Below are 23,793 nucleotides of genomic sequence, written 5' to 3' on the forward strand. Positions count from 1 at the left end.
CGCGGCGGGCGTCACCCCTGCTTGTCTTCCAGCGCCACCACCACCGGCTGCGGCTTGATGCGCATGGCGTACACCACGCCGGCGATCAGGCAGACGATGCCGGCCAGCGTCAGCAGCGGCGGCCAGGCCTGGCGCAGCAGAAAGGTATAGGCCAACCCCGCCAGAATTTCGAACACGATGAGCGGCCCCACCAACACCGTCGGCAGCCGCTGGCTGGCTTCGTTCCAGCACAGCGCCCCCAGCCAGGAGCAGAACACGCCGATGACCAGCATCAGCGGGATAAACACCTCGGGGCGCGGGCCGAACGGCAAGGCGAACGCCGGTTCGCTCAGCGCCAATTGGCCGCAGACCGCCAGATAGCCCAGCAGCGCCAGCGGCAGCGTCACCAGCCCTTGCGCCGTGGCCCAGGTGGCCGGCCGCTGCGTCGGGTTTTCCCGCAGCCAGCGCGAGTTGCGCAGCGGGAACCAGGTCCAGCACGCCACCGCCAACACGGCCAGCCCCAGGCCGCTGAGATAGCGCCAGCCGTCGACCGGCAGCGCATTGCCGCGCAGCTCGGCGACGTTCACGCACGCTAACCCGCAGACGATCAGCAGCAGCGCCGGCGCCAGCTTGCCCCAGGCCAGCCGCCCGTCGTGCCGGCCGTAAAACAGATTGGCGCAGATGGCGATCACCACCGGCAGGGTGCCGATGATCATGGTCGACACCGGTGCGCCGGTACGCTGAATGGCGCTGGCCAGGCACAGGTAGTACAGCAGATTGCCGATGGCCGTCAGCTTGAGCGCCTCCAGCCAATCCTGGCGCCGCAGCTTGCGCAGGCGGCGGCGATCGAGCCAGGCCAGCGGCAAGGTGATCAGCCCAAAGGCCAGATAGCGCCCGGTGGACTGCAGCGCAGCGGGATAATCCGGCACCAGCAGCGGGCCGACGAAGATCAATCCCCACATCAGCCCGGCGGCCAGGGCAAACACAACGCCAATGAACATAACGACTCCGACAAACGGCCGGCGCGGCCAACCCGCCCGACAAGACAGCGGCAGAGTAGCGAAAATGCGGGGAGGAATTATTGTAGCAGGTTGCTGTTTTAACCCAATTTCACCTGTTTCTGGAAACGTACAGGCGTGACGCCGTAACGGTTGGCGAAGGCGCGCGTCAGGTGCGCCTGATCGGTCAGCCCCGCCGCCGCAGCCACCTGTGCGGCGGGCATGCCACGCTCCAGCATGCGTTTGGCCTGCGACAGCCGGATCGCCATCAGCATTTGCTGCGGCGAAACGTGGTATTCGCCCTTAAACTTGCGCAGAAAATGGTACGGGCTGAGCGACACCAGCTCGGCCAACTGATTGAGGGTCACCGCCTCGGCGAAGTTATCGTGCAGGTAGCTTTTCACCACCTCGAAACGGTGCGCCGCCTCGGCTTTTTCCCGCTGCCCGGTGCGGATATGCGGGTACAGCAGCTCGACCGCCTCCAACAGCAGGCCGTCCAGCGTAAGCGGATCGTCGGTTTGCCACAGCGTGGCGAGAATGGCGGACAGGCGCTGCGCCGCCCGCGGATCGTGGCGCACCGCATCGGTGAACCACTGGCTCCGATCGCCGGACAGCTGCTCCAGCGCCTCGGGCGCCAGATAGAGCATGCGGTAACACCAGCCGCCCGGCGTTTCGGCTTCGCCGGTATGCAGCTCGTCGGGGTTCATCAGTACCAGCGCGCCCGGCGCCGCCAGATGCTGCGCGCCGCGATAGCGGAAACGCTCCGCCCCGGTGTCTACGGTGCCGATAGCGAAGGCGTCGTGGGTATGCGGCTCGAAGGCATAGCGCTCAATGTGCGCCTGATAGAGTTCGACGCCCGGCAGATGCGACAAATGGCGGAACTGCGCGCAATCCTTCTCGAACGGAAACTGTTGCGGTACCCCTTGCACTCGACCTCCTCGTCCGTGCTGACAATCTGCTCAGCATAGCCAAAACATCGCCGGTTGAGTAGCCGCCCTGGCGCTTTCGTGCCCCTCGCCTGGACGATCGCCGCCATTCGGCGTAGGGTTTAGATCTCTGTCCCTTTCAGGCGCGCCGCATCGCGAAGCTCATCGGCCCCTGACACTCCGCAAACAAGAGGCAACAATGTATCCGGATACTCAACTGTATATCGATGGACAATGGCGCAACGCACTGGCCGGGAAAACCCTGCCGGTCACCAACCCCGCCACCGACGAGGTAATCGGTCAAGTGGCGCACGCCGCCACAGAGGATCTCGATCTGGCGCTGGCCGCCACCGAGCGCGGATTTAACGTCTGGCGCGACACCGCCGCGCACCAGCGCGCCAACCTGATGCGCAAAGCGGCGGCGCTGCTGCGCGAACGCGCCAACGCCATCGCCGCCGTCATGACGCAGGAACAGGGCAAACCGGTGGCGCAGGCCAAAGTCGAAATTCTCAACGCCGCCGACGTTATCGACTGGTTCGCCGGCGAAGCCACCCGCACCTACGGGCAGATCATTCCGTCCCGCGCCCGCGACGTGCAGCAGCAAACCCTCAAGCTGCCGGTCGGCCCGGTGGCCGCCTTCACGCCGTGGAACTTCCCGATCAACCAGATCGTGCGCAAGCTGTCCGCCGCGCTGGCCGCGGGCTGCTCCATCATCGTCAAAGGCCCGGAAGAAACGCCGGCCTCGCCGGCTGAGCTGATCAAAGCCTTCGCCGACGCCGGCATCCCGGCCGGGGTGATCGCGCTGGTGTACGGCACCCCGGCGGAAATCTCGGAATACCTGATCCCGCATCCGACCATTCGCAAGATCTCCTTCACCGGCTCCACCCGCGTGGGCAAGCATCTGGCGGCACTGGCCGGCCAGCATATGAAAAAGGCCACCATGGAGCTTGGCGGCCATGCGCCGGTGCTGATCTTCGACGACGCCGATCTCGACGCGGCGGCCAAAGAGCTGGCGCAGTCCAAGTTCCGCAACGCCGGCCAGGTCTGTATCGCCCCGACCCGCTTCCTGATCCAGCAAGGCGTTTATGAAGCCTTCGTGGAGAAATTCACCGCCGCCGTGCGTGAACTCAAGCTCGGCAACGGGCTGGAAGACGGCATCACCATGGGGCCGATGGTGCTGGGCCGCAGCGTCGACAATATCGAGGCGCTGGTGCAGGATGCCGTCGCCCACGGGGCAAAAGCCTGCACCGGCGGCAAGCGCGTGGCGGGCAAAGGCAACTTCTTCGAGCCGACGGTACTGCGCGACGTGCCGCTGAGCGCGCGCGCCATGTCGGAAGAGCCGTTTGGCCCGGTTGCCCTGCTGCGCCCGTTCGCCACCTATGACGAGGCGATCGCCGAAGCCAACCGCCTGCCGTACGGCCTGGCCGCCTACGCTTACAGCCGCAACATCGCCACCGTCAATGCGCTGGGGCGCGACGTGGAGAGCGGCATGCTGAGCATCAACCACATCGGTTTCGGCCTGCCGGAAACGCCGTTTGGCGGCGTGAAGGACTCCGGTCACGGCACCGAAGGCGGCAGCGAAGCGATCGAATCCTACCTGGAAACCCGCTTCGTCACCGTCGCCGGCCGTTAATCGAACGCCGAATAAATAGCCAAAAGCCCCGCAGTGCGGGGTTTTTCTTTACTCGCGAGCCAGTTCGAACAGTCGCCGCGCCGCCGGAGTCAGCCCCAGCATATGAATGCAGGCATGCACCATGCCCGGCAACCGTTCGCAGCGTACCGGCACGCCCGCCTCGCGCAGCCGCTGCGCATACTGCTCGGCCTCATCCCGCAGCGGATCATATTCGCAGCTCAGGATGGTGGCCGGCGGCAATCCGCGCAGCGTAGCCGCGTGCAGCGGTTCGGCGCCGGGATCGCGCCGCTGGGCCAGATACTGCTGCCAACAAAATACCATCGCATCGCGCGTCAGAAAGTACCCCTCGGCAAACTCGCAATAGCTCTTCGTCGTCATCTCGCGGCTGAGCGCCGGGTACAGCAGCAGCTGGCGCTCGATGTGCGGGCCGCCGCGATCCCGCGCCAGCAGCGTAACCGCCGCCGCCAGATTGCCTCCGGCGCTGTCGCCGCCCACCGCCAGGCGCTTCGCGTCGATCCCCAACTGCGGCGCCTGTTGCGCCACCCAGCAGAGCGCCCGATAGACATCTTCCAGCGGCTGCGGGAACGGGTATTCCGGCGCCAGACGATAGTCGACCGACAGGATCACCCGGCCGGTGGCGTTGGCCAGCGCCTGACAGGGCCGATCGTACAGCGCCAGCGAACCGAGGCACCAGCCGCCGCCGTGGGCGAACAGCATTGCCGGCTGCGCGGCGGCGCGGTTTTCCCCCGCCGGGAGATAGGCGCGCAGCGCGATCCGATACCCATCGGCGGCGACCACCGTAAAGTCCCTGACGCCGCCGCTCGGTTCCGCCTCGCCCTGCAGCTGGCGTAAACCGGTTTCCGCGGCCGCGCGCATTTCCTCCAGCGACGCGGGGGGCGGTGCATCGGCCGATGCCGTCAAAAAGGCGGCAATGCGATCATCGAGCGGCATGTGGCTCTCCTGCCAGGAACGGCGTAATCAGTGCAATAAATTCCTCATGACACTCTTCGGTAATGAAATGCCCGCAGCCGGCGATCGTTTCGCCCCGCAGATCGTGCGCATTGCCTCGCAGCGTCGTCAGCGGCGCGTCGCCGGTGGCGTGCTCCGCCCCTACCGTCAACACAGGCATCGTCAGGGGCGTGGCGGCGCGCTGCCGATTCTGCCGCACGGTCTCCGGGATCGCCCGGTAATAGTCGAATCCGGCGCGCAGGCCGCCCGGTGCCGAATAGGCGGCGATATATACCTGCGCCGCCACCCGATCGCGCCGATAGGACCAGCGGTTGAAGATATAGCCAAGATACTCCCGCTCACGCCCCTGGGTCAGGGTCTCCGGCAAATCCGCCAGCTGGTTGAACATGAAATGCCACAGGAAGATGTTCTCCTCCGGCGCGACGAAAATCGGCGGCGGCGGCGCCAGGCCGGGGATCACCGCCTCCGTCAGCACCAGACGCTCCACCGCCTGCGGAAAATCGCTCGCCATGGCGTAACCGATCCACATGCCGATGTCGTGGCCAACCAGTTGGTAACGTTCATGGCCCAGCAGCGTCATCATCGCGTGCAACGCCGCACCGACGCTGCCGGTGTCGTATCCGCCAGCGGGATTGTCGGAATCGCCGATGCCCGGCGGATCGACGGCGATCGCCTGAAAACCGGCCGCCGCTAGCGCTTGCATCACATGGCGCCAGGTGTACCAGGTTTGCGGCCAGCCGGGGATCAGCAGCACCGGCCTCCCTTCACCGGCCATCACGCAGTGAAGGCGCCGGCCGTTGACCTGGAGATAGACGTGTTCCGCCGCGAGATCCGCCAACGGGATCTCGTTCTGTAGGTGTTGCATGGGGTGACTCCCTGAAGGATTAGGCTCAGCGAATGCCGAGCAACGCGTTGATTTGCTGTGGGTTGACCGGTGCGCCGGCGAAGTCGTCGAACACTTTATCGGTGACGCGGATAATGCGATCGCGAATGAAAGCTGCGCCTTCGCGCGCGCCGTCCTGCGGATTTTTCAGGCAACATTCCCACTCCAGCGCCGCCCAGCCCGAATAACCGTACTGCGTCAGACGCGAAAAGATGCCGTTGAAATCGACCTGGCCGTCGCCCAGCGAGCGGAAGCGGCCGGCGCGATCGATCCAGGATTGATAGCCGCCGTAAATACCCTGGCGCCCGGTCGGATTGAACTCGGCGTCCTTGACGTGGAACATGCCGATAACCTCTTTATAGATATCGATAAACTCCAGATAGTTGAGCTGCTGCAGCACCATATGGCTCGGATCGAACAGCACCCGGCAACGCGGATGATGGCCGACGCGCTCATGAAACCTCTCGAACGTCACGCCGTCGTGCAGATCCTCGCTCGGGTGAATTTCGTAACACAGGTTGATCCCCTGCTCGTCGCAGGCGTTAAGCACCGGCAGCCAGCGCCTGGCGAGCTCGTCGAACGCGGTGTCGATCAGCCCTTCCGGGCGCTGTGGGAACGGGAACAGATAGGGCCAGGCCAGCGAACCGGAAAAGGTGCCCAGCTCGCTGAGCCCGAGCCGCGCCGACGCCTTCACCGCCAGCAGCATTTGCTGCCGCGCCCACTCGCCGCGCGCCTGCGGATTGCCCTGCAGCGCCGGCGGCGCGAAGCTGTCAAACAGCGCATCGTAAGCCGGGTGTACCGCCATCAGCTGGCCGAAGATATGGCTGGTCAATTCGCTGACCACCAACCCCTGTTCCGCCAACATGCCGGTCAAATCATCGCAGTAGGTTTGGCTTTCCGCAGCGGTGGCCACGTCGAATAAACGCCGATCCCAGGCCGGGATCTGCAGCGCGCTAAAGCCGGTCTGCGCCGCCCACTCGGCAATGGCGGGCAGGCTGTTGAACGGCGCTGTCTCATCGCTGAACTGCGCGAGATGCAGGCTTGGACCTTTGAGGGTTTTCATCGTAAACTCCTATTTGTTGTCGATTGACAAACAATAGGAGCAAAGCGCGATGACCGCAAGCGAAATTTATAAAGACATTGGTATTCCCCGCCGATTTAAGCGATCCTATGTCGCTGAATGACAGGCAAATTGGAGCAGCGAATGGCAGGCAGACCGCGCGAGTTCGACCGCGAACAGGCGCTTTTGAAGGCGCGAAACTTATTCTGGCGACAGGGTTACGAAGGCACTTCGATGTCGGATCTGGTGGCGGAATTGGGCATTGCTTCCGCGCGCATCTACAAGGCGTTCGGCTCCAAAGAGCAGCTGTTCCGCGAGGCGATAGCCAGTTATGAAACCGAGGAAGGCGGCTTCGCCGATCGCGCCTTTGCGCAGGAAAGCGGCATTCGCCCGGCGATCAAACGCCTGCTGGAAGACGCCGTGCGGCTCTACAGCCGGCCGGATCTGCCGCAGGGCTGCATGGTGGTCTCCTCCGCCGCCAGCGTCAGCGCGGAAAACGATGGGCTCAAAACCTGGCTGGCTGAACATCGGTTGCAGCGCACGCAACAGATCGTCGAGCGGCTGCGGCAGGCGGTGCAAGCCGGCGAACAGCCGGCCGGCACCGACGCCGACAGCCTGGGGGACTTTTTCGCGGTCTTCCTGCACGGCCTGTCGATTCAAGCGCGTGACGGCGTCACTGAAACGCGGCTATTGGCGGCGGTAAAGGTGGCGCTGACGGCCCTGGGCAACGCTTAATCTTCCGGCAAATCGAAAATCACCAGCGTGCCTTCGCTGCCCGGCAACACGCGGTGCGCTACGCCGGCCGCGGCCTGATACAGCTGGCCGGCCTGCACCACAATCGTTTCCCCCGCCACCTGCAGCCGCAGCTGCCCGCGGATCACCAGCAGCCCTTCGCTGTAATCATGCACTTCATCCGCAATGCTGCGCTCATCCATGCGCAGCACTTTGATATTGGCCGCACCGACGCGGCCCAGCACGGTAGAAAGCCAGGCCTCAGGCAGTTCGGCCGCCTGCAGGTTTAAATCGAACAGCATCGTCATACCTTATCGCTACAGAGGAACCGGCACTTTACTGCAAAGCCGTCACGTGCTGAAAGACGCATTGGTTGCAGATTATGCCCCGGCGTTCTGAGCCGCCGCCTCACGGCGCAGCCACTGCCGCAAATTTTCGCCTTCCTGCGACAATTCGCTATCCAGGCGAGCGCACAGGTAATAATCGCGGCCGTCGTCGATCGGCAGATCGAACATTTTGATTAACTCACCGCTCTCAAGGTAGTGGGCGATTAACGGCTCACGCATCAGCGCGCATCCCAATCCCGCCTGCACCGCCGCCAGCGTCAACAATCCGTCTTCGAACATCGGGCCGATGCTGCGCAGCGGGCGTTTAACGCCGGCCTGCTGAAACCATTGCATCCAGGTATTGCGCTCCTCGTCGTGCAGCAGCGGCAGCGTCGCCAGCTGATCCGGCGTATCGAGCAAACCGTGCAGTTTACTGAACGCCCGGCTGCACACCGGCACCATTTGGCCGGACATCAGCTTTTCGCTGCGATAGCCGGTCCACTGCCCAACCCCGAAGCGGATCGACAGATCGGCGGCGTCGCTCAGGTAATTGCGGTGGTTGGCGTAAACCACATTGATGTCGATATCCGGATTTTCGCGCAGAAAGCCGCGCAGTCGCGGAATAAACCAGCCCATGCCGAACAGCGGGATCAGGCTGATGGTGACCTGCCGCGATGCGGACTGCTCGCGCACGTGTTCGGTCGCCTGGCGCAGCACGTTAAACGCCGAGCGGATCGAACGGTAATACTCCCGCCCCTCGCTGCGCAGCACCAGATGACGCCCCTGCCGTTCTGTCAGCGGCATCTGCAAAAACGCCTCCAGCGTTTTCAGCTGATGGCTGACCGCCGAAGGCGAAATCATCAGCTCCTTCGCCGCCGCGCTGATGCTGCCCAGGCGCGCGATGGCTTCGAACGCCCGCACGGCGCGCAGCGGCGGATCGTTCGGCAGCATCGGCAACGGCTCATCATACTGTTCTGTTTTTTTCATATATCTATTGTTTTATGGAAATCACGGAGAGAGGATTTATTTAATATACATAAAAATCAACAAATTAAAATCACTCGTTTTTTGTATAAGAAAGTATTTTTCCGTATTTTACAATTTTTTTAAATTCTCTACTGTGAGCCTCCTGACTCATTATCTCCGGACTCTCCTTATGGATACGCTGGTACAGCAGACCGTCAACGGTTTGATGCTCGGCAGCATCTATGCGCTGATCGCGCTCGGCTACACCATGGTGTACGGCATCCTGCGCATCATCAACTTCGCGCATGGCGACGTGCTGATGGTCGGGGCGCTCAGCGCGCTGTCGGCGATCGGCGTGTTGCAGCATCATTTTCCCGCGTTACCGCCCTACGCCACGCTGCTGCTGGCGGCCCTGTTCGCCATGGCCGTCTGCGCCATCACCTCGATGGCGATCGAGCGCCTGGCCTATCGCCGGTTGCGCAATGCACCACGCCTGGCCCCGCTGATCAGCGGCATCGGCGTCTCGCTGCTGTTGCAAACCCTGGCGATGCTGATCTGGTCACGCAATCCCCTGATGTTTCCGCAGCTGTTGCCGATGGCGCCCATCGCCCTGACCGCAGGCAGCGCCGAACATGCGCCGGCGGTGATCACCGGCACCGCGATCGTCACGCTGGCGGTGGCCGTGGCGGTCATGGCCGGCCTCTGGCTGCTGGTCGAACACAGCCGTTTCGGCCGCGCCATGCGCGCCACGGCGGAAAACCCGCAGGTCGCCGGCCTGATGGGCATCAGTCCTGACCGCATCATCGTTCTGACCTTTGCGCTCGGCGGCGCGCTGGCGGCGGTAGCCGGCATCATGATGGCCAGCAACTACGGCAACGCCGGTTTCTCGATGGGCTTTCTGCCCGGCATCAAAGCCTTTACCGCCGCCGTGCTCGGCGGCATCGGCAACCTGCGCGGCGCGATGCTCGGCGGTTTGCTGCTGGGGCTGTTCGAATCGCTGGGCACCGGCTATCTCGGCGAGCTGACCGGCGGCGTATTCGGCAGCAACTACCAGGACGTCTTCGCGTTTCTGGTGCTGATCGCCGTACTGGTCTTCCGCCCCTCCGGGCTGTTGGGCGAACGCATCGCCACGCGCGCATAAGGACATCACGATGACCGTTTTAACTTCCACGCTTCCCCTGGCCACGCCTCGGCGCGCCAGACTGGGGCTGACGCTGTTCATTCTCGCTCTGCTGCTGGCGCCCTGGGTTGCGGGCGCCGCCGGCGGCAACTACTGGGTGCGCGTCGTCGACTTCGCCCTGCTGTACCTGATGCTGGCGCTCGGGCTGAACATCGTGGTGGGCATGACCGGCTTGCTGGACATGGGCTTTATCGCTTTTTACGCCGTTGGCGCCTATCTGGCCGCGCTGCTGTCGTCACCGCATCTGACGCAGCAGTTCCCGCTGCTGCTGCAGTGGTTCCCCGACGGGCTTCATCTGTCGATGCTGTGGCTGATCCCGCTGGCGGCGCTGCTGGCGGCCGTGTGCGGCATTCTGCTTGGCGCGCCGACGCTGCGGCTGCGCGGCGACTATCTGGCGATCGTCACGCTCGGTTTCGGCGAGATCGTACGTATTTTGATGCGCAATCTCGATCGCCCGGTCAACCTCACCAACGGCCCCAAAGGCATTTCCGGCATCGACCCGGTCAGCCTGTTCGGCCTGAAGTTTTCCGGCATGCATGAGTGGTTCGGCGTGCGTTTCTCCGGTCTGTACCTCTATTACTACCTGTTCGCCGCCCTGCTGCTGGCGATCCTGTTTATCAGCCTGCGGTTGCAAAATTCGCGCATCGGCCGCGCATGGACGGCGATCCGCGAAGACGAGGACGCCGCGCGGGCGATGGGCATCAACACCCGCAACTTCAAGCTATTGGCCTTTGCCATCGGCGCCACCTTCGGCGGCGTGGCCGGCGCGCTGTTCGCCGCGTTTCAGGGCTTCGTGTCGCCGGAATCGTTCACCCTGCAGGAATCGATCGCCGTCCTGGCGATGGTGGTGCTCGGCGGCATGGGGCACATCCCCGGGGTGATCCTGGGCGCGCTGCTGCTGGCCGCCCTGCCGGAGCTGCTGCGCAGCAGCATGGGGCCGCTACAGCAGGCGCTGTTCGGCCAGGTGCTGATCGACCCGGAAATCATTCGCCAACTGTTTTACGGCCTGGCGCTGATCCTGGTGATGCTGTATCGCCCGGCGGGCCTGTGGCCGGCACGCCATATAAGGGGGAACGCCGCATGACGCCTTTGCTCACTTTAAATCACGTCAGCAAACGCTTCGGCGGCCTGACGGCGGTGGATGACGTCAGCATGAGCATCCGCCAGGGGGAAATCTACGGCCTGATCGGGCCGAACGGCGCCGGTAAGACCACCTGCTTCAATCTGATCACCGGTCTGTATCGCGCCGACGCGGGCGAATTCCGCCTGTCGGGCCAGCGCTATAGGCCCCAGGCGATCGATAAAGTGGCGCAGGCCGGCATCGCCCGCACCTTCCAGAACCTGCGGCTGTTCAACGAAATGAGCGTGCTGGAAAACGTGATGGTCGGCTGCCACGTGCGCACCCGCAACGGCCTGTGGGCGGCGATCGCCCGCCACCGCCGCGCCAGGGAGGAGGAACAGGCGGTGCGCGATAAGTCCCATGCGCTGCTGGAGTACGTCGGCATCGGCCAATTCGCCCATTACCGCGCCGGCGATCTCGCCTATGGTCATCAGCGCCGCCTGGAGATCGCCCGCGCGCTGGCGACCGAACCCCGGCTGCTGGCGCTGGACGAACCGGCGGCCGGCATGAACGCCGGAGAAAAAGTGGCGCTGCGCGAGCTGCTGCTGCGCATTCGCGACAGCGGCAAAACGCTGCTGTTGATCGAACACGACGTCAAGCTGGTGATGGGCCTGTGCGATCGCCTTACGGTGCTGGACTACGGCAAAGCGATCGCCGAAGGCGAACCGGCGCAGGTTCGGCGTGAACCGGCGGTCATTCAGGCCTATCTGGGAGGTGGCGCGCATGTCTGAAGCCCTGCTGAGCGTTAAACGACTCAAAGTGTCCTACGGCGGCATTCATGCGGTCAAAGGCATCGATTTTACGGTCAACGCCGGCGAACAGGTCACGCTGATCGGCGCCAACGGCGCGGGCAAGACCTCCAGCCTGCGGGCGCTGACCGGGCTGCAGCCGTTCGAGGGCGACATCCTGTTCGACGGCCGTTCGATTCGCGGCATGGCGCCGCACCGCTTGCTGCAACAGGGGCTGGTGATGGTGCCGGAAGGTCGCGGCATTTTCACCCGCCTGACGGTGCGAGAAAACCTGCAGCTGGGCGCCTATGCGCGGCGTGACAAACCGGCGGTACGGCACGATTTCGAACGAGTATGCGCCACCTTCCCGCGCCTGAACGAGCGCCTGAACCAACCGGCCGGGCTGCTTTCGGGCGGCGAGCAGCAGATGGTGGCGATGGGCCGTGCGCTGCTCAGCCGCCCGCGCCTGTTGATATTGGACGAGCCGTCGATGGGGCTGGCGCCGATTGTGGTGGAAGCCATTTTTTCGGTCATCAAACAGCTGGCACGTGACGGCGTCACGCTATTGCTGGTCGAGCAAAACGCCCGCCTGGCGCTGGAATCCACCGATCGCGCCTATGTGCTGGACAGCGGCAGCCTGAGCCACACCGGCCGCTCCGCCGACATGCTGGACGATGAAAAAATCAAACAGATCTATTTGGGTGAATAACCGTTGTTACCTTTAACCGCACCAGGAGTATGACATGCAGCAGAACTTTCGCATCAAGCCGTTGGCGCTGGCCGCCATGACGATGATCCTGAGCCTCCCGGCGCTGGCGGACGACACCGTGCTGATCGGCCTGGCCGGGCCGCTGACCGGCCCTTCCGCGCGCATCGGCAAAGATCTCGAAAACGGCGCGCGGCTGGCGATCGCCGACGCCAACGCGCAAAAGCCGACGCTGAACGGCAAACCTGTCACCTTCAAATTGCTGTCCGAGGACGATCAGTCCGATCCGCGCACCGCCGTGGCCGTCGCGCAGCGTTTGGTCGACGAAGGCGTCGCCGGCGTGGTCGGCCACTGGAACACCGGCACCAGCATCCCGGCGGCGCGCATCTATCACGATGCCGGCATCGCCCAGGTGGCGCCGGTCGCCACCGGCCACGGCTACACGCAACAAGGCTTTGACACCAGCTTCCGCGTGATGGGCCATGACGACGACGGCGGCAACTATGCCGGGCAGTATGCCGTGAAAACGCTGAAAGCCCAGCGCATCGCGGTGATCGACGATCGCACCGCCTTCGGCCAGGGCCTGGCGGACGAGTTCATCAAATCGCTGCAGGCCCAGGGCGTGCAGCCGGTCACCCGCGAATACGTCGATGACAAGACCGTCGATTTCAGCGCCGTGCTGACCACCGTGCGCAGCAAAAACGCCGATCTGATCTTCTTCGGCGGCGTGGACTCCCAGGCGGCACCGCTGGCGCGCAAACTGAAACAGCTGGGCATGAACGCGCAATTGATGGGCGCAGGCGGCTTTGTCAGCCAGACCTTCCTGACGCTGGCGCAGCGTGAAGGCGAAGGCGTCGTCGCGCTGGAGCCGGGGCTGCCGCTGGAACAGATGCCGGGCGGCAAGGCGTTTGAACAAGCCTACCGCGACCGTTACCACACCCACATCGAACTGCATGCACCCTTCGCCTACGACGCCACCCGGGTGCTGATCGCCGCCATCGAACAGGCCGGCTCGGCCAATCCGGCCGATTACCTGCCGAAACTGCGCGCCATCCATTATCAGGGCGTGACCGGCGCCATCGCCTTCGATGCGCAGGGCAACCTGCAACAGCCGAGCTTCACCCTGTACCGGGTAGTGGACGGCAAATGGCAGCCGCAAACCGTGTTGGGCGGCGCCAAACCACAATAAATCAAGAGGAGCAAGGCGATGAGCTGTGCAAACAACGAGTTGGGCATTTTGGCCCGCAGAAAGATCGAAGCGGAGATCATCAAACCGATCTACCAGATCCTGGTGCGTGAAATCGGCAAGGCGCGCGCTCAGGCGGTGATCGGCGAAGCCATCGAGAATGCCGCCATCGAGGCGGGCAAACGGTTCGCCGCGCAGGAGCCGAACGGCGCGGATCTGCGCAGCTTCGCCGCCTTGCAGTATCTGTGGGAAAAAGACGACGCGCTGCGCGTTGAGGTGATCAACCAGGACGAACAACACTTCGACTATAACGTCACCCGCTGCCGCTACGCCGAGATGTACCACGAGATGGGGCTGGGGGAAATCGGCCACCTGCTCTCCTGCGCGCGCGACAGCCAGTTTATCGTCGGCTATGCGCCGGAGGTCGAGCTGCAGCGCAGCCAAACCATCATGTCCGGCGCCCCCTGCTGCGATTTCCGCTACACCGCCAAAACGCCGGGAGAAGAGCAATGACGTATCGGGTCAACGGCGAGCGCCTGTGGCAAAGCCTGCACGCGATGGCGCAGTTCGGCGCCATCGCCGACAACGGCGTCACCCGCCTGGCGCTCAGCGAAGAGGATCGCCAGGCGCGCGACCAGCTGCGCCTGTGGGCGCTGGAGGCCGGTTGCAGCGTGCGCGTCGATCGAATGGGCAACATGTTCCTGCGCCGTGAAGGCGCGCGGCCCGAGCTGGCGCCGGTGGTCACCGGTTCTCACGGCGACTCGCAGCCCCGCGGTGGCCGTTTCGATGGCATCTACGGCGTGCTGGCCGGGTTGGAGGTGATTCGCAGCCTTAACGATCGGCAGATCGTCACCGAACGCGCAATTGAAGTGATCAACTGGACCAACGAAGAAGGCGCTCGCTTCGCGCCGGCGATGATCGCCTCCGGCGTGTTCGCCGGGGTCTTCGAGCTGGAATACGGTCTGACGCGCCGCGACGAGCACGGCGTCAGCCTCGGCGACGCGCTGGAACGCATCGGCTACGCCGGCGAACACCCGGTGGGCGGCACGCCGATCCATGCCGCCTTCGAGCTGCACATCGAACAGGGGCCAATTCTGGAAGCGGAGCACCACTACATCGGCGTGGTAACCGCCGCACAGGGGCAGCGCTGGTACGAACTGGAGGTCGTCGGCTTCAGCGCCCACGCCGGCACCACGCCGATGGATCGTCGCCGCGACGCCCTGCTGGGCTTCACCGAACTGGTGACGGCGGTCAACCGCATCGGCTGGGATTTCGCGCCCGACGCGCGCGCCACGGTGGGCATGGCGCAAATTACCCCCAATTCACGCAACGTGGTGCCGGGCCGGGTCTTTTTCAGCGTCGAATTCCGCCATCCGCAGGAGTCAATTCTGGAACAGATGGAGCAGCGCCTGCTGGCGGCGGTAAACCACGTCAACGGCGGCGGCCTGACCGCTCGCGCCGAGCGCATTTTCCAGTATCCCCCGATCGCTTTTGATCGGGGCTGCATCGACAGCGTACGTCATGCCGCGCAAGCGTTGGGCTACCGCCATCGCGACATGATTTCCGGCGCCGGCCACGATGCCTGTTACCTTAACCGCGTCGCCCCAACCGCCATGATTTTCATTCCCTGCGTGGACGGCATCAGCCACAACGAGCGGGAAGACATCACCCCCGCCTGGGCAACCGCCGGCGCCGACGTGTTGCTGAACGCCCTGCTGGCGCACGCCGGCGCCTGATCCCCGCCCCGGTTTTTCGCCGGGGCAAAAAATATTCAACAAAACGGTTGAATATTAGCCCGCCTGTTCTATATTCAACCATATGGTTGAATTATCTTCCTCACAGCTGGACGCCATTTTTCATGCGCTGGCCGACCCGACCCGCCGCTCGATGTTACGTGCGCTGGCCGGCGGTGAGCGCAGCATCGGCGAACTGGCCGCGCCGCTGCAGATGTCGTTCGCCGGCGCCTCCAAGCACGTGAAAGCACTGGAACATGCGGGCCTGGTGCAACGCACCGTGCAAGGAAGAAACCATATCTGCCGGCTCGAACCCGAGCCTATGGCGCAGGCCATGCACTGGCTGCAAACCTATGAACATTTCTGGACTGAACGGCTGGATGCGCTCGAACAGGCGCTGCTGCAGCCCGAACAGCTTCCTCCCAAGGAGTGAACCATGAATGATTACGGCATGATTATCGAACCCGGTACGCTGCGCATCCAGCGGCTGCTGCCCGGCCCCATCGAGCGGGTGTGGGCTTACCTGACCGAATCCGACAAGCGCGCCACCTGGCTGGCGGCCGGCGCCATGACGTTGGAGAACGGCGCGCCGCTGGAGCTGGAATTTCGCAACTCCGATCTGGCGGGCGAGCACGAATCACCGCCGGCCAAGTATAAACAGCACGGCGGCTGCGTCAGCAACCGCGGCCACATCACCTGCCTGTTCCCGCCGCGCCTGCTGAGCTTTACCTGGGCCGAACAGGATCAGGGCCGCCCTTCCGAGGTGACCTTCGAACTGACGGAACAGGGAAGCGCCGTGCTGCTGACGGTCACCCACCGGCGCTTGGCCAACCGCGACGAGATGCTCAGCGTCGCCGGCGGCTGGCACACCCATCTGGATATCCTGCTGGATCGCCTGCACGATCGGGCACCGCAGCCGTTCTGGAGCACCCATGCCCGGCTGGAAGAAGAGTACCGCGCCCGCCTGTAATTACGCCTCGTCCCTGCGCCTGAACGCCAGATAACCGGCGATCAGCGTAAAACTGCCGACCAGCAACACCAGCAGGATAAAACCGTGGTGATTGCTGGCCAGCGGGATCCCCCCCACGTTCATGCCGAAGAAACCGGCGACGATATTGATCGGCAGCGCCAGCACGGTGATTACCGTCAGCGTGTAGAGCGTGCGGTTGTTCTGCTCCATCAGCTTGGCGCCCAGCTCCTCCTGCAGCAGCCGGATGCGTTCGGTCAGGCTGGCGAGATCGTTCAACACCACGGTGAACTCTTCGGTAAACTGCCGCAGATCCTGCACCACCTCACGGCTCAGCCAGGTCGGCGGCCGGTTCAACAGGCGAAACAGGGCGGCCGGTTCGGGCGCCAACAGGCGCTGAAAGCGCAGCAGCATGCGGCGCATGCGCCCCAGCTCGGTGCGATTGCGTTTGACGCGGCGCGTCAGCAGGCGATCCTCGATGGTATCGACATACTGGTTGGCCTGCCGCACCACCTGCTCCAGCACGTCCTCCTGCTCTTCCAGCAGGTGCGCCAGCAGTTCGGTGGACGAGGCCAGCTGCAGCGCCGTCAGGCGGCCGAGCAGCCGTTCAATCAGCCGCACCGGTTTATGGCGCACGGTCACCACCAGCCCGCGGCAGCAATAGAGCCACAGCGTCGCCGTTTCCGGGTTGCTCTCCTCAGGGTGGAAGATCACATCGTTGAGCACCGCGAACAGATCGTCGCCCTGGCGCTCAATGCGCGTGGTGTGGGAACCGTGGCGAATCTCGTGGAAGAAAAAATCGGAAATGGCGAAATGATTTTTCAACCACTTCTCCGCCGCCGCGTGGTTGAGATTGAGGTGCAGCCAGATAAAACCGTCGCCGGGCGGCAACGTCTGATAGGCCTGGCAGACCTGCTGCGAGTTCAGGCGCCTCGGCGGCTCACCGGAACGAAACACATGGCCGTAGATCAGCCCGGTCACTTCATCATCAAAATCCAGCTTGTGCATCTTTTCCGCTAACCGTTGCACCATAACGCCCTATCCTGCCTGTTGCCGTTAACCCAAGACCGTCCCCGCTGTTATAACAATCTTTATTTATCGGCGTTAATGATTTTCACCGTTCCCGATGATTAATATTTTCGTCATAAAAAAGCCACATTCATTCAGAATACTTTTCAGGCGACAGCTACCGCATCCAATCCTCTCAGGAAGGTCATTATGAGCGATAACAGCGCCGTTCAACCGGACATGCCGGCCGCCTCCAGCCTGCCCAAACTGCATCAAAAGAACAGTCGACTCACTGTTCTTTTTTTTGTGTTCTTATTAATTCTGGGGATCGCGTTCGCCGGGGTGAACTTATTTAACGACGTCAGCGACGCCGGCGCCGTCTATACCAGTTACGTTCCGTTTTTATTATTGGGGCTGGCGCTATTGATTGCGCTGGGCTTTGAATTCGTCAACGGCTTCCACGATACCGCCAATGCGGTCGCAACGGTGATTTACACCCACTCGCTTTCGCCGATGGTCGCCGTGGTGTGGTCCGGTTTCTTCAACTTTCTCGGCGTGTTGCTCTCCAGCGGCGTGGTGGCCTTCGGCATCATTTCGCTGCTGCCGGTCGAGCTGATCCTGCAGGCCGGCACCGGCAACGGTTTCGCCATGGTGTACGCCCTGCTGTTCTCCGCCATCATCTGGAACCTCGGCACCTGGTGGCTCGGGCTGCCCGCCTCGTCGTCGCATACGCTGATCGGCTCGATTATCGGCGTCGGCGTAGCCAACGCCCTGATCCACGGCCGTACCGGCACCAGCGGCGTGGACTGGGGCCAGGCGATCAAGGTGGGCTACGCGCTGCTGCTGTCGCCGGTGATCGGCTTCGTGTTCGCCGGCCTGCTGCTGCTGGCGCTGAAGCTGTTCGTCAAGAACCGCCAGCTGTACAGCGCCCCTAAGGGCAATACCCCGCCGCCGCTGTGGATCCGCGGGCTGCTTATCCTCACCTGCACCGGCGTTTCCTTCGCGCACGGTTCCAACGACGGCCAGAAAGGCATGGGCCTTATCATGCTGATCCTGGTGGGCACCATGCCGATCGCCTACGCCCTGAACCGTTCGATGCCGCCGGAGCAGATTCCCCGGGTGGCGGCGCTGGCGGAGGTGACCCAAAACCAGCTGCTGCGCCAGTTCCCGGCCGGCGGCCAAACGCCGCCGCGCGAGGTGCTGACCGGCTATGTGCGCACCAGCGAGCTAACGCCGGAGGTGGTGCCGGCGTTGGCGCAGCTGGCCGGTGCGATCGGCGATCAAATCCGTCAGTACGGCTCGGTCGACAAGATCCCGGCGCAGGCGGTGTCGAACACCCGCAACGACATGTATCTGGCGTCCGAGACCATCAAGCACCTGAAGGCAGAACATCAGCTGCAGATCAATCCCGACGCGCAGCGCAACCTCGACGCGCTGAAGGGCGAACTCGACAACGCCACCCGCTTCATTCCCTTCTGGGTGAAGGTGGTGGTGGCGATTGCGCTGGGGCTCGGCACCATGGTCGGCTGGCGCCGCATCGTGGTGACGGTGGGCGAAAAGATCGGTAAATCGCACCTGACCTACGCCCAGGGCGCCAGCGCCGAACTGGTGGCGATGACCACCATCGGCGCGGCCGACGCCTTCGGCTTGCCGGTTTCGACCACGCACGTCCTGTCGTCCGGCATCGCCGGCACCATGGCCGCCAACCGCTCCGGGCTGCAGATGGCCACCCTGCGCAATCTGCTGATGGCCTGGGTGCTAACCCTGCCGGCCTCGGTGCTGCTGTCGGCGGTGCTGTACTGGATCTTCAACCATTTCTAACACCGGGCCGATACGGAGAAAATCTGATGACCATGCATGAAGTCAACCGCGATGACGGTTTCAATCAGCGCCTGCTGCAAGAGTTTTACGACAGCTACGACGAAGAGCTGGAAATGGAGCTGGACGACCTGCGCTTCGACGCGGCAGAAGTCGACAGCGACGCGAAGAAAGCCTGGCGCAAGCAATACTTCCGCGAGTTGCTGCGCCTGCAGGGCGAGCTGGTGAAGCTGCAGGATTGGGTGATGCGCACCGGCCACCGGCTGGTGATCATCTTCGAAGGCCGCGACGCCGCCGGCAAGGGCGGCGTGATCAAGCGCATCACCCAGCGCCTCAACCCGCGCACCTGCCGCGTGGCGGCGCTGCCGGCGCCGAACGATCGCGAACGCACCCAGTGGTATTTTCAGCGTTATATCGCGCATCTGCCGGCCGCCGGTGAAATGGTGCTGTTCGACCGCAGCTGGTATAACCGCGCCGGCGTGGAGCGCGTGATGGGCTTTTGCAACGACGAAGAGTATGAGGAGTTTTTCCGCAGCGTGCCGGAATTCGAAAAAATGCTGACGCGCAGCGGCATCCAAATCGTCAAATACTGGTTTTCAATCACCGATGAGGAGCAGGAGCTGCGTTTCCTCAGCCGCATTCACGATCCGCTCAAGCAGTGGAAGCTCAGCCCAATGGATCTGGAAAGCCGCCGCCGCTGGGAGGACTACACCGAGGCCAAAGAAATCATGTTAGCGCGCACTAACATTGCCGAAGCGCCCTGGTGGGTGGTTCAGGGCGTCGACAAGAAAAAGGCCCGCCTGAACTGCATCACCCACCTGTTGCAGCAGGTGCCTTATGAGGAAGCCGAAGGCAACGTCATCACGCTGCCGCAGCGCAAACGCAGCCCGGAATACCACCGTAGCCCGGTGCCGGACAACATGGTGGTGCCGGAAATCTACTGACCTTAGCGCAGAGAGGCGGCTACCGCTTCTCTGCGCTAATACAACGCTTTGATTTCTCTCACGCTAAGGGGCTAAACCCCATGTTAAAGTGGTTGCTTTCCATTTTGACAGGAGTCTTCCATGCGCCAGCGCATCATTGTCTGCCCGCTGATTGAAAACGATAACGCCTTCCTGCTGTGCAAAATGGCGGCGCACAAGGGCGTGTTCCCCGGCCAATGGGCACTGTCCGGCGGCGGCGTCGAGCCGGGTGAACAGATAGAACAGGCACTGCGGCGCGAAGTGCGCGAAGAGCTGGGCGCCGCGCTGATCCTCGACGGCATCACGCCCTGGACCTTCCGCGACGACGTGCGCATCAAAACCTATGCCGACGGCAGCCGGGAGCAAATCTATATGATTTACCTGATTTTCGACTGCCATGCCGCCAACCGCGACGTGACGATCAACGACGAGTTCGACGACTACGCCTGGGTGCCGCGCGAGCGTCTCGCGGACTACGATTTGAACGAGGCCACCCGCTTCACGCTGCAACAAAAGGGATTGTTGTAACAGTTTGAGCGATTATCGCCCTATTTTCTTCACATTTGCCGGGCAGACTCTTTTGATATTTTTTAATCACTTAGGGTCACTATTGCCGCCGTTATGCTTTTATCTCACGCTTTTCTCCGTCTGCCCGCCCGGCGCTTCGGCGCCGCCCTCCTGTTCAGCCTGCTGTTCGTTTTGGCGCCCGTGCATGCCGCTGCGCCGCCGCTGGTGCTGAACGCCAAATCGGTGCTGGTCGTCAATCAACGCACCGGAAAGACGCTCTATCAGAAGCAGCCGAACCGCGTGCTGCCGATCGCCTCGCTCACCAAGCTGATGACCGCCATGGTCGCCCTGGACAGCAAACGCCCGATGGGCAGCAGGCTGAAAGTCACCGCCGCCGATCGCGATCTGCTGAAGAAAACCCACTCGCGCCTGACCATCGGCTCGGTGCTCAGCCGCCGCGACATGCTGCACATCGCCCTGATGTCTTCGGAGAACCGTGCCGCTGCGGCGCTGAGCCGCAGCTATCCCGGCGGACGCAAGGCCTTCGTGGCGAAAATGAATCAGAAAGCGCGCGCCATCGGTATGAAACGCGCCCGCTTCTACGATCCGACCGGGCTGACGCCGCGCAATGTGGCGACCGCCAACGATCTGCTGAAGATGGTCAATCACGCCTATCGCTATCAATCGATTCGCCGCTTCAGCACCGACAAGCAGCAGATCGTGCGTCCTGGCCGAGGCCAGTTGGTCTACCGCAGTTCCAACGGCCTGATCAACAACCCAGCCTGGAAGATCCAGCTGCAGAAAACCGGCTTTACCGACGAGGCCGGCCACTGCCTGGTGATGCGCACCACCATCAAAGGGCAGCCGGTGGTGATGATCCTGCTCGGCGCGCAGTCGCGCTACGGCCACTACCGTGACGCCATTCGTCTGAAGGCCTGGCTCGAAGGATAATATCGCGGCGCTTTACCGATCTGCGCATATCCAAATTCGTTTTGGATCAATGGAATATCCTATCGCCAATCAGTATTAAGGCGCGCGCCGCCCGCATGGTATTTGTCAGGCATATCTGATGAGGAAAGGAGCGGGAAAATGGCTTATGCCTTGAGCATATTGGAAAAGAGTCCGATCGCCGACGGGGAAAGCGCCGCCCAGGCGCTGGCGCGCACGCTGCATCTGGCGCAACAGGCGGAACGCTGGGGCTATCGGCGTTTCTGGCTGGCGGAGCACCACAACACGCCGCAGCTCGCCTGCCCGTCGCCGGAAGTGCTGATCGGCTACCTGCTCGGCCAGACGTCGCGCATTCGCATCGGCTCCGGCGGCGTGATGCTGCAACACTACAGCGCCTACAAGGTGGCCGAAAACTTTAACCTGCTGGCGGCGTTGGCGCCGGGGCGCGTCGATCTCGGGGTGGGCAAAGCGCCCGGCGGGCTGCCGCTCGCCACCCAGGCGCTGCAGGCCGCCCATGACCGGCAACACAAGCCGGCCTTTCCACAGCAGCTGTCGCAGCTGACCGCCTATCTGAACGACGACGCCGAGCCCGGCCTGAGCGCCACGCCGCTGCCGCCGCACGGCGCTCAGCGCTTCCTGCTCGGCGCCAGTAAAGAGAGTGCGGCGCTGGCGGCCGAATCCGGCTGGATTTTCGTGTTCGCCGCGCATCTGAACGGCAATCCGCAAGATATCAGCGCAGCGCTGGCGCACTACGCCGCACACAGCGGCGGCCGCAAGGCGCTGCTGGCGGTAGCGGCGATCGCGGCGCCAAGCGCGGAACAGGCCGCAGCGCTGGCGGCGGATATACAGCAATACCGCGTCCACGTCGCCGGTGAGCAGAGCGTGACCGTCGGCAGCCTGGCGCAGGCCGAGAGTTTCGTGCAGCAGGCCGGCGCCACCGACTACCGCATCGAGCCGCGGGAAAGCCATATCCTGCTCGGCACCGCGCCGCAGGTGCATCAGCAACTGGCGCAGCTGCAGCAGCGGTACGGCGTGGACGAGTTCATCATCGACACGCCGATCGCCGAACCGAGCGCCCGGCTCACCTCACTGCAGCTGCTGGCGGAGGAGAGCCTGACGCCAGCCTAGTTGATCGCCGCGCTGGCCCGCATGGCGTCGGCCAGATCCTGCGCCAGAGCCGCCAGTTGCGCCGGCGCCACGTTGGCCAGGCTGACGCGGATCGCAGGATCGCTCTTCAGACGAAAAGGCTCGCCGCCCTGCACCAGCCACCCCCGCTGCGCCATCAGCTGCGCGGCGGCGGTTTCCGACCGCACCGGCAACCACAGGTGCAGCCCTTCACCTACCGCCAGCGCCGTGTGATTCAGCGCGTTGAGCCGTTGCACCAGTTCATCCCTTCTGGCCTGATACGCCTGCTGCGCCCGCTGCAGCTGCCCTTCCTGCAAGGCCTGCCCCCACAGCCTGGCGGCGATCTGCTGCAAGATATGGCTGACCCAGCGCTCGCTGATGTACTGATCGGCGCGCATTGCCTGCAGCAACGTCGGGTTGCCGCAGGCCAGCGCGATGCGCAGATCCGGGCTGAGAAACTTGCTCAGCGACAGCACGTACAGCCCGCGATCGCCGTCGAACGGCAGATGCAGCGGCAGCTGTGACAGCGGCCCCCAGAAGTCGTCGACGATCGCCAGACACTGCGGATTCGCGCTGAGAAAACGCCGCCACTGCTGCGCGCGTTGCGCAGAGAGCGTGGCGCCGGTCGGATTGTGGGCGCGCGGCGTCAGGATCACCGCGCCCGCCGCTCCGCTTTCCGGCAACCGACACCCCTGTTCATCCATCGCCAGCGGCAGCGGCCGCAGACGCAGGTGGCGCAGCAGCGTCAATAGCGGCGGCCAGCAGGGATCTTCCACCCACACCGCCGCGCCCGGCTGCATATGGCAGCGCAGCGCCTTTTCCATCGCGTCCAGCGCGCCGGAGAACACCGCCGGTTCCCCCTGCGTGACGCCCTGGCGGCCGAGCCACTCGCGCCCCAGGCCGGTCAATACCGGCAGATCGCCGCTGATGTCATAGCCGTTTTGCTGCGGGAACGCCTCCGCCGCGCCCAGCGCCAACGCCGGCAACAATGCGGCATCGAGGTTGCCGCTGGCCAGATCGCACATCCCCGCCGGCACCTGGCGCGGCGCATAGGCCGCACTCACCGCCGCCAGCGGCGGCTCCAGCACCACCGTTCCCGCCCGCCCGCGCGTCGCCACCAGACCGGCATCGCGCAATCGGGCGTATGCGCTGGCGACGGTATTCGGATTGACCTCCAGCTCCGCCGCCAGCTGGCGTACCGGCGGCAACAGTTCGCCCGGCCGCAGCGCGCCGTCTTTGATGCGTGCGGCGATCTGCTCGGCAATCTGGACAGCGCCGCCGCCTTTTGCATACAATGAAGTCATACATAAATCCTTTTGTACTAGTTCAAAAT

The 23,793-nt window shown here is 63.7% G+C and carries 25 protein-coding genes; 16 read left to right on the plus strand and 9 right to left on the minus strand.

Annotated features, from left to right (window positions below; genetic code table 11):
• Positions 1-11: 11 nt before the first annotated feature.
• The gene (locus ACJ8IN_RS06510) at positions 12-980 is read right to left on the minus strand and encodes a DMT family transporter (RefSeq protein WP_033648395.1); all 969 of its coding nucleotides are present in this window, start codon (positions 978-980) and stop codon (positions 12-14) included.
• A gap of 98 nt (positions 981-1,078) precedes the next feature.
• Positions 1,079-1,906, minus strand: coding sequence for an AraC family transcriptional regulator (locus ACJ8IN_RS06515; protein WP_049195528.1), 828 nt, complete (start codon positions 1,904-1,906; stop codon positions 1,079-1,081).
• Positions 1,907-2,102: 196 nt separating this feature from the next.
• Here ACJ8IN_RS06515 and ACJ8IN_RS06520 point away from each other — a divergent pair, with 196 nt between their 5' ends.
• Entirely contained in the window at positions 2,103-3,536 is a 1,434-nt protein-coding gene (locus ACJ8IN_RS06520) for an NAD-dependent succinate-semialdehyde dehydrogenase (protein WP_060438627.1), read from the plus strand.
• A 48-nt stretch (positions 3,537-3,584) separates the two neighbouring features.
• Here ACJ8IN_RS06520 and ACJ8IN_RS06525 read toward each other — a convergent pair whose 3' ends face one another.
• The 3 genes from ACJ8IN_RS06525 to ACJ8IN_RS06535 are packed head-to-tail and all read right to left on the minus strand — an operon-like array spanning position 3,585 to position 6,451.
• Complete coding sequence (locus ACJ8IN_RS06525) at positions 3,585-4,487, minus strand: alpha/beta hydrolase (protein ID WP_308325749.1); 903 nt, start codon at positions 4,485-4,487, stop codon at positions 3,585-3,587.
• Entirely contained in the window at positions 4,474-5,370 is an 897-nt protein-coding gene (locus tag ACJ8IN_RS06530) for an alpha/beta fold hydrolase (protein WP_047567346.1), read from the minus strand. The genes ACJ8IN_RS06525 and ACJ8IN_RS06530 overlap by 14 nt, the downstream gene beginning before the upstream one ends.
• A 25-nt stretch (positions 5,371-5,395) precedes the next feature.
• Positions 5,396-6,451, minus strand: a complete 1,056-nt coding sequence (locus ACJ8IN_RS06535) for a sugar phosphate isomerase/epimerase family protein (RefSeq protein ID WP_047567344.1) — start codon at positions 6,449-6,451, stop codon at positions 5,396-5,398.
• A 141-nt stretch (positions 6,452-6,592) separates the two neighbouring features.
• Here ACJ8IN_RS06535 and ACJ8IN_RS06540 point away from each other — a divergent pair, with 141 nt between their 5' ends.
• Positions 6,593-7,183 carry a TetR/AcrR family transcriptional regulator gene (locus ACJ8IN_RS06540; protein WP_308325750.1) on the plus strand — a complete coding sequence of 197 codons (591 nt, stop codon included), beginning with the start codon at positions 6,593-6,595 and terminating at the stop codon, positions 7,181-7,183.
• On the opposite strand, the gene ACJ8IN_RS06545 is transcribed toward ACJ8IN_RS06540, so the two are convergent.
• Together ACJ8IN_RS06545 and ACJ8IN_RS06550 are read right to left on the minus strand one after the other, a co-directional pair.
• Positions 7,180-7,482, minus strand: a complete 303-nt coding sequence (locus tag ACJ8IN_RS06545; protein WP_047571614.1) for a cupin domain-containing protein — start codon at positions 7,480-7,482, stop codon at positions 7,180-7,182. The two genes, ACJ8IN_RS06540 and ACJ8IN_RS06545, sit on opposite strands and share 4 nt — an antisense overlap.
• 78 nt (positions 7,483-7,560) lie before the next feature.
• On the minus strand, positions 7,561-8,493 hold the full coding sequence (locus ACJ8IN_RS06550) for a LysR substrate-binding domain-containing protein (protein ID WP_039565997.1): 933 nt from the start codon (positions 8,491-8,493) through the stop codon (positions 7,561-7,563).
• A 169-nt stretch (positions 8,494-8,662) separates the two neighbouring features.
• Here ACJ8IN_RS06550 and ACJ8IN_RS06555 point away from each other — a divergent pair, with 169 nt between their 5' ends.
• The 9 genes from ACJ8IN_RS06555 (at position 8,663) to ACJ8IN_RS06595 (ending at position 16,095) form a co-directional block, all read left to right on the plus strand.
• On the plus strand, positions 8,663-9,613 hold the full coding sequence (locus ACJ8IN_RS06555) for a branched-chain amino acid ABC transporter permease (RefSeq protein ID WP_033653093.1): 951 nt from the start codon (positions 8,663-8,665) through the stop codon (positions 9,611-9,613).
• A gap of 10 nt (positions 9,614-9,623) precedes the next feature.
• Positions 9,624-10,736: an ABC transporter permease subunit gene (locus tag ACJ8IN_RS06560; RefSeq protein ID WP_033648403.1), complete on the plus strand. Its 1,113-nt coding sequence runs from the start codon at positions 9,624-9,626 to the stop codon at positions 10,734-10,736.
• Complete coding sequence (locus tag ACJ8IN_RS06565) at positions 10,733-11,503, plus strand: ABC transporter ATP-binding protein (RefSeq protein ID WP_047567335.1); 771 nt, start codon at positions 10,733-10,735, stop codon at positions 11,501-11,503. The genes ACJ8IN_RS06560 and ACJ8IN_RS06565 overlap by 4 nt, the downstream gene beginning before the upstream one ends.
• Complete coding sequence (locus tag ACJ8IN_RS06570; RefSeq protein WP_047567334.1) at positions 11,496-12,209, plus strand: ABC transporter ATP-binding protein; 714 nt, start codon at positions 11,496-11,498, stop codon at positions 12,207-12,209. The genes ACJ8IN_RS06565 and ACJ8IN_RS06570 overlap by 8 nt, the downstream gene beginning before the upstream one ends.
• A gap of 76 nt (positions 12,210-12,285) precedes the next feature.
• Complete coding sequence (locus tag ACJ8IN_RS06575; protein ID WP_371514366.1) at positions 12,286-13,395, plus strand: branched-chain amino acid ABC transporter substrate-binding protein; 1,110 nt, start codon at positions 12,286-12,288, stop codon at positions 13,393-13,395.
• An 18-nt stretch (positions 13,396-13,413) separates the two neighbouring features.
• Entirely contained in the window at positions 13,414-13,905 is a 492-nt protein-coding gene (locus tag ACJ8IN_RS06580; protein WP_033634625.1) for an L-2-amino-thiazoline-4-carboxylic acid hydrolase, read from the plus strand.
• A complete protein-coding gene (locus ACJ8IN_RS06585; RefSeq protein ID WP_060420886.1) occupies positions 13,902-15,128 on the plus strand; it encodes a Zn-dependent hydrolase in 1,227 nt (408 codons plus the stop codon). The genes ACJ8IN_RS06580 and ACJ8IN_RS06585 overlap by 4 nt, the downstream gene beginning before the upstream one ends.
• Before the next feature lie 82 nt (positions 15,129-15,210).
• Positions 15,211-15,558: an ArsR/SmtB family transcription factor gene (locus ACJ8IN_RS06590; RefSeq protein WP_004938187.1), complete on the plus strand. Its 348-nt coding sequence runs from the start codon at positions 15,211-15,213 to the stop codon at positions 15,556-15,558.
• Positions 15,559-15,561: 3 nt separating this feature from the next.
• Positions 15,562-16,095: an SRPBCC family protein gene (locus ACJ8IN_RS06595; protein WP_060420889.1), complete on the plus strand. Its 534-nt coding sequence runs from the start codon at positions 15,562-15,564 to the stop codon at positions 16,093-16,095.
• Here ACJ8IN_RS06595 and ACJ8IN_RS06600 read toward each other — a convergent pair whose 3' ends face one another.
• A complete protein-coding gene (locus tag ACJ8IN_RS06600) occupies positions 16,096-17,124 on the minus strand; it encodes a transporter (RefSeq protein ID WP_060420892.1) in 1,029 nt (342 codons plus the stop codon).
• Between the two features lie 186 nt (positions 17,125-17,310).
• Here ACJ8IN_RS06600 and ACJ8IN_RS06605 point away from each other — a divergent pair, with 186 nt between their 5' ends.
• The 5 genes from ACJ8IN_RS06605 (at position 17,311) to ACJ8IN_RS06625 (ending at position 22,463) form a co-directional block, all read left to right on the plus strand.
• Positions 17,311-18,921 carry an inorganic phosphate transporter gene (locus tag ACJ8IN_RS06605; protein ID WP_033634630.1) on the plus strand — a complete coding sequence of 537 codons (1,611 nt, stop codon included), beginning with the start codon at positions 17,311-17,313 and terminating at the stop codon, positions 18,919-18,921.
• Positions 18,922-18,947: 26 nt separating this feature from the next.
• A complete protein-coding gene (gene ppk2 / locus ACJ8IN_RS06610) occupies positions 18,948-19,862 on the plus strand; it encodes a polyphosphate kinase 2 (RefSeq protein ID WP_033648410.1) in 915 nt (304 codons plus the stop codon).
• A 120-nt stretch (positions 19,863-19,982) separates the two neighbouring features.
• A complete protein-coding gene (gene nudI / locus ACJ8IN_RS06615; RefSeq protein WP_033653086.1) occupies positions 19,983-20,408 on the plus strand; it encodes a nucleoside triphosphatase NudI in 426 nt (141 codons plus the stop codon).
• A 93-nt stretch (positions 20,409-20,501) separates the two neighbouring features.
• A complete protein-coding gene (pbpG, locus tag ACJ8IN_RS06620; protein WP_033634633.1) occupies positions 20,502-21,338 on the plus strand; it encodes a D-alanyl-D-alanine endopeptidase in 837 nt (278 codons plus the stop codon).
• A gap of 138 nt (positions 21,339-21,476) precedes the next feature.
• Positions 21,477-22,463 carry an MsnO8 family LLM class oxidoreductase gene (locus tag ACJ8IN_RS06625; RefSeq protein WP_039565990.1) on the plus strand — a complete coding sequence of 329 codons (987 nt, stop codon included), beginning with the start codon at positions 21,477-21,479 and terminating at the stop codon, positions 22,461-22,463.
• On the opposite strand, the gene ACJ8IN_RS06630 is transcribed toward ACJ8IN_RS06625, so the two are convergent.
• Entirely contained in the window at positions 22,460-23,764 is a 1,305-nt protein-coding gene (locus ACJ8IN_RS06630) for an aminotransferase class I/II-fold pyridoxal phosphate-dependent enzyme (RefSeq protein ID WP_060420894.1), read from the minus strand. The two genes, ACJ8IN_RS06625 and ACJ8IN_RS06630, sit on opposite strands and share 4 nt — an antisense overlap.
• Between the last annotated feature and the right edge of the window lie 29 nt (positions 23,765-23,793).

This window comes from Serratia sp. CY31944 (assembly GCF_052169175.1).
Lineage (GTDB): Bacteria > Pseudomonadota > Gammaproteobacteria > Enterobacterales > Enterobacteriaceae > Serratia > Serratia sarumanii.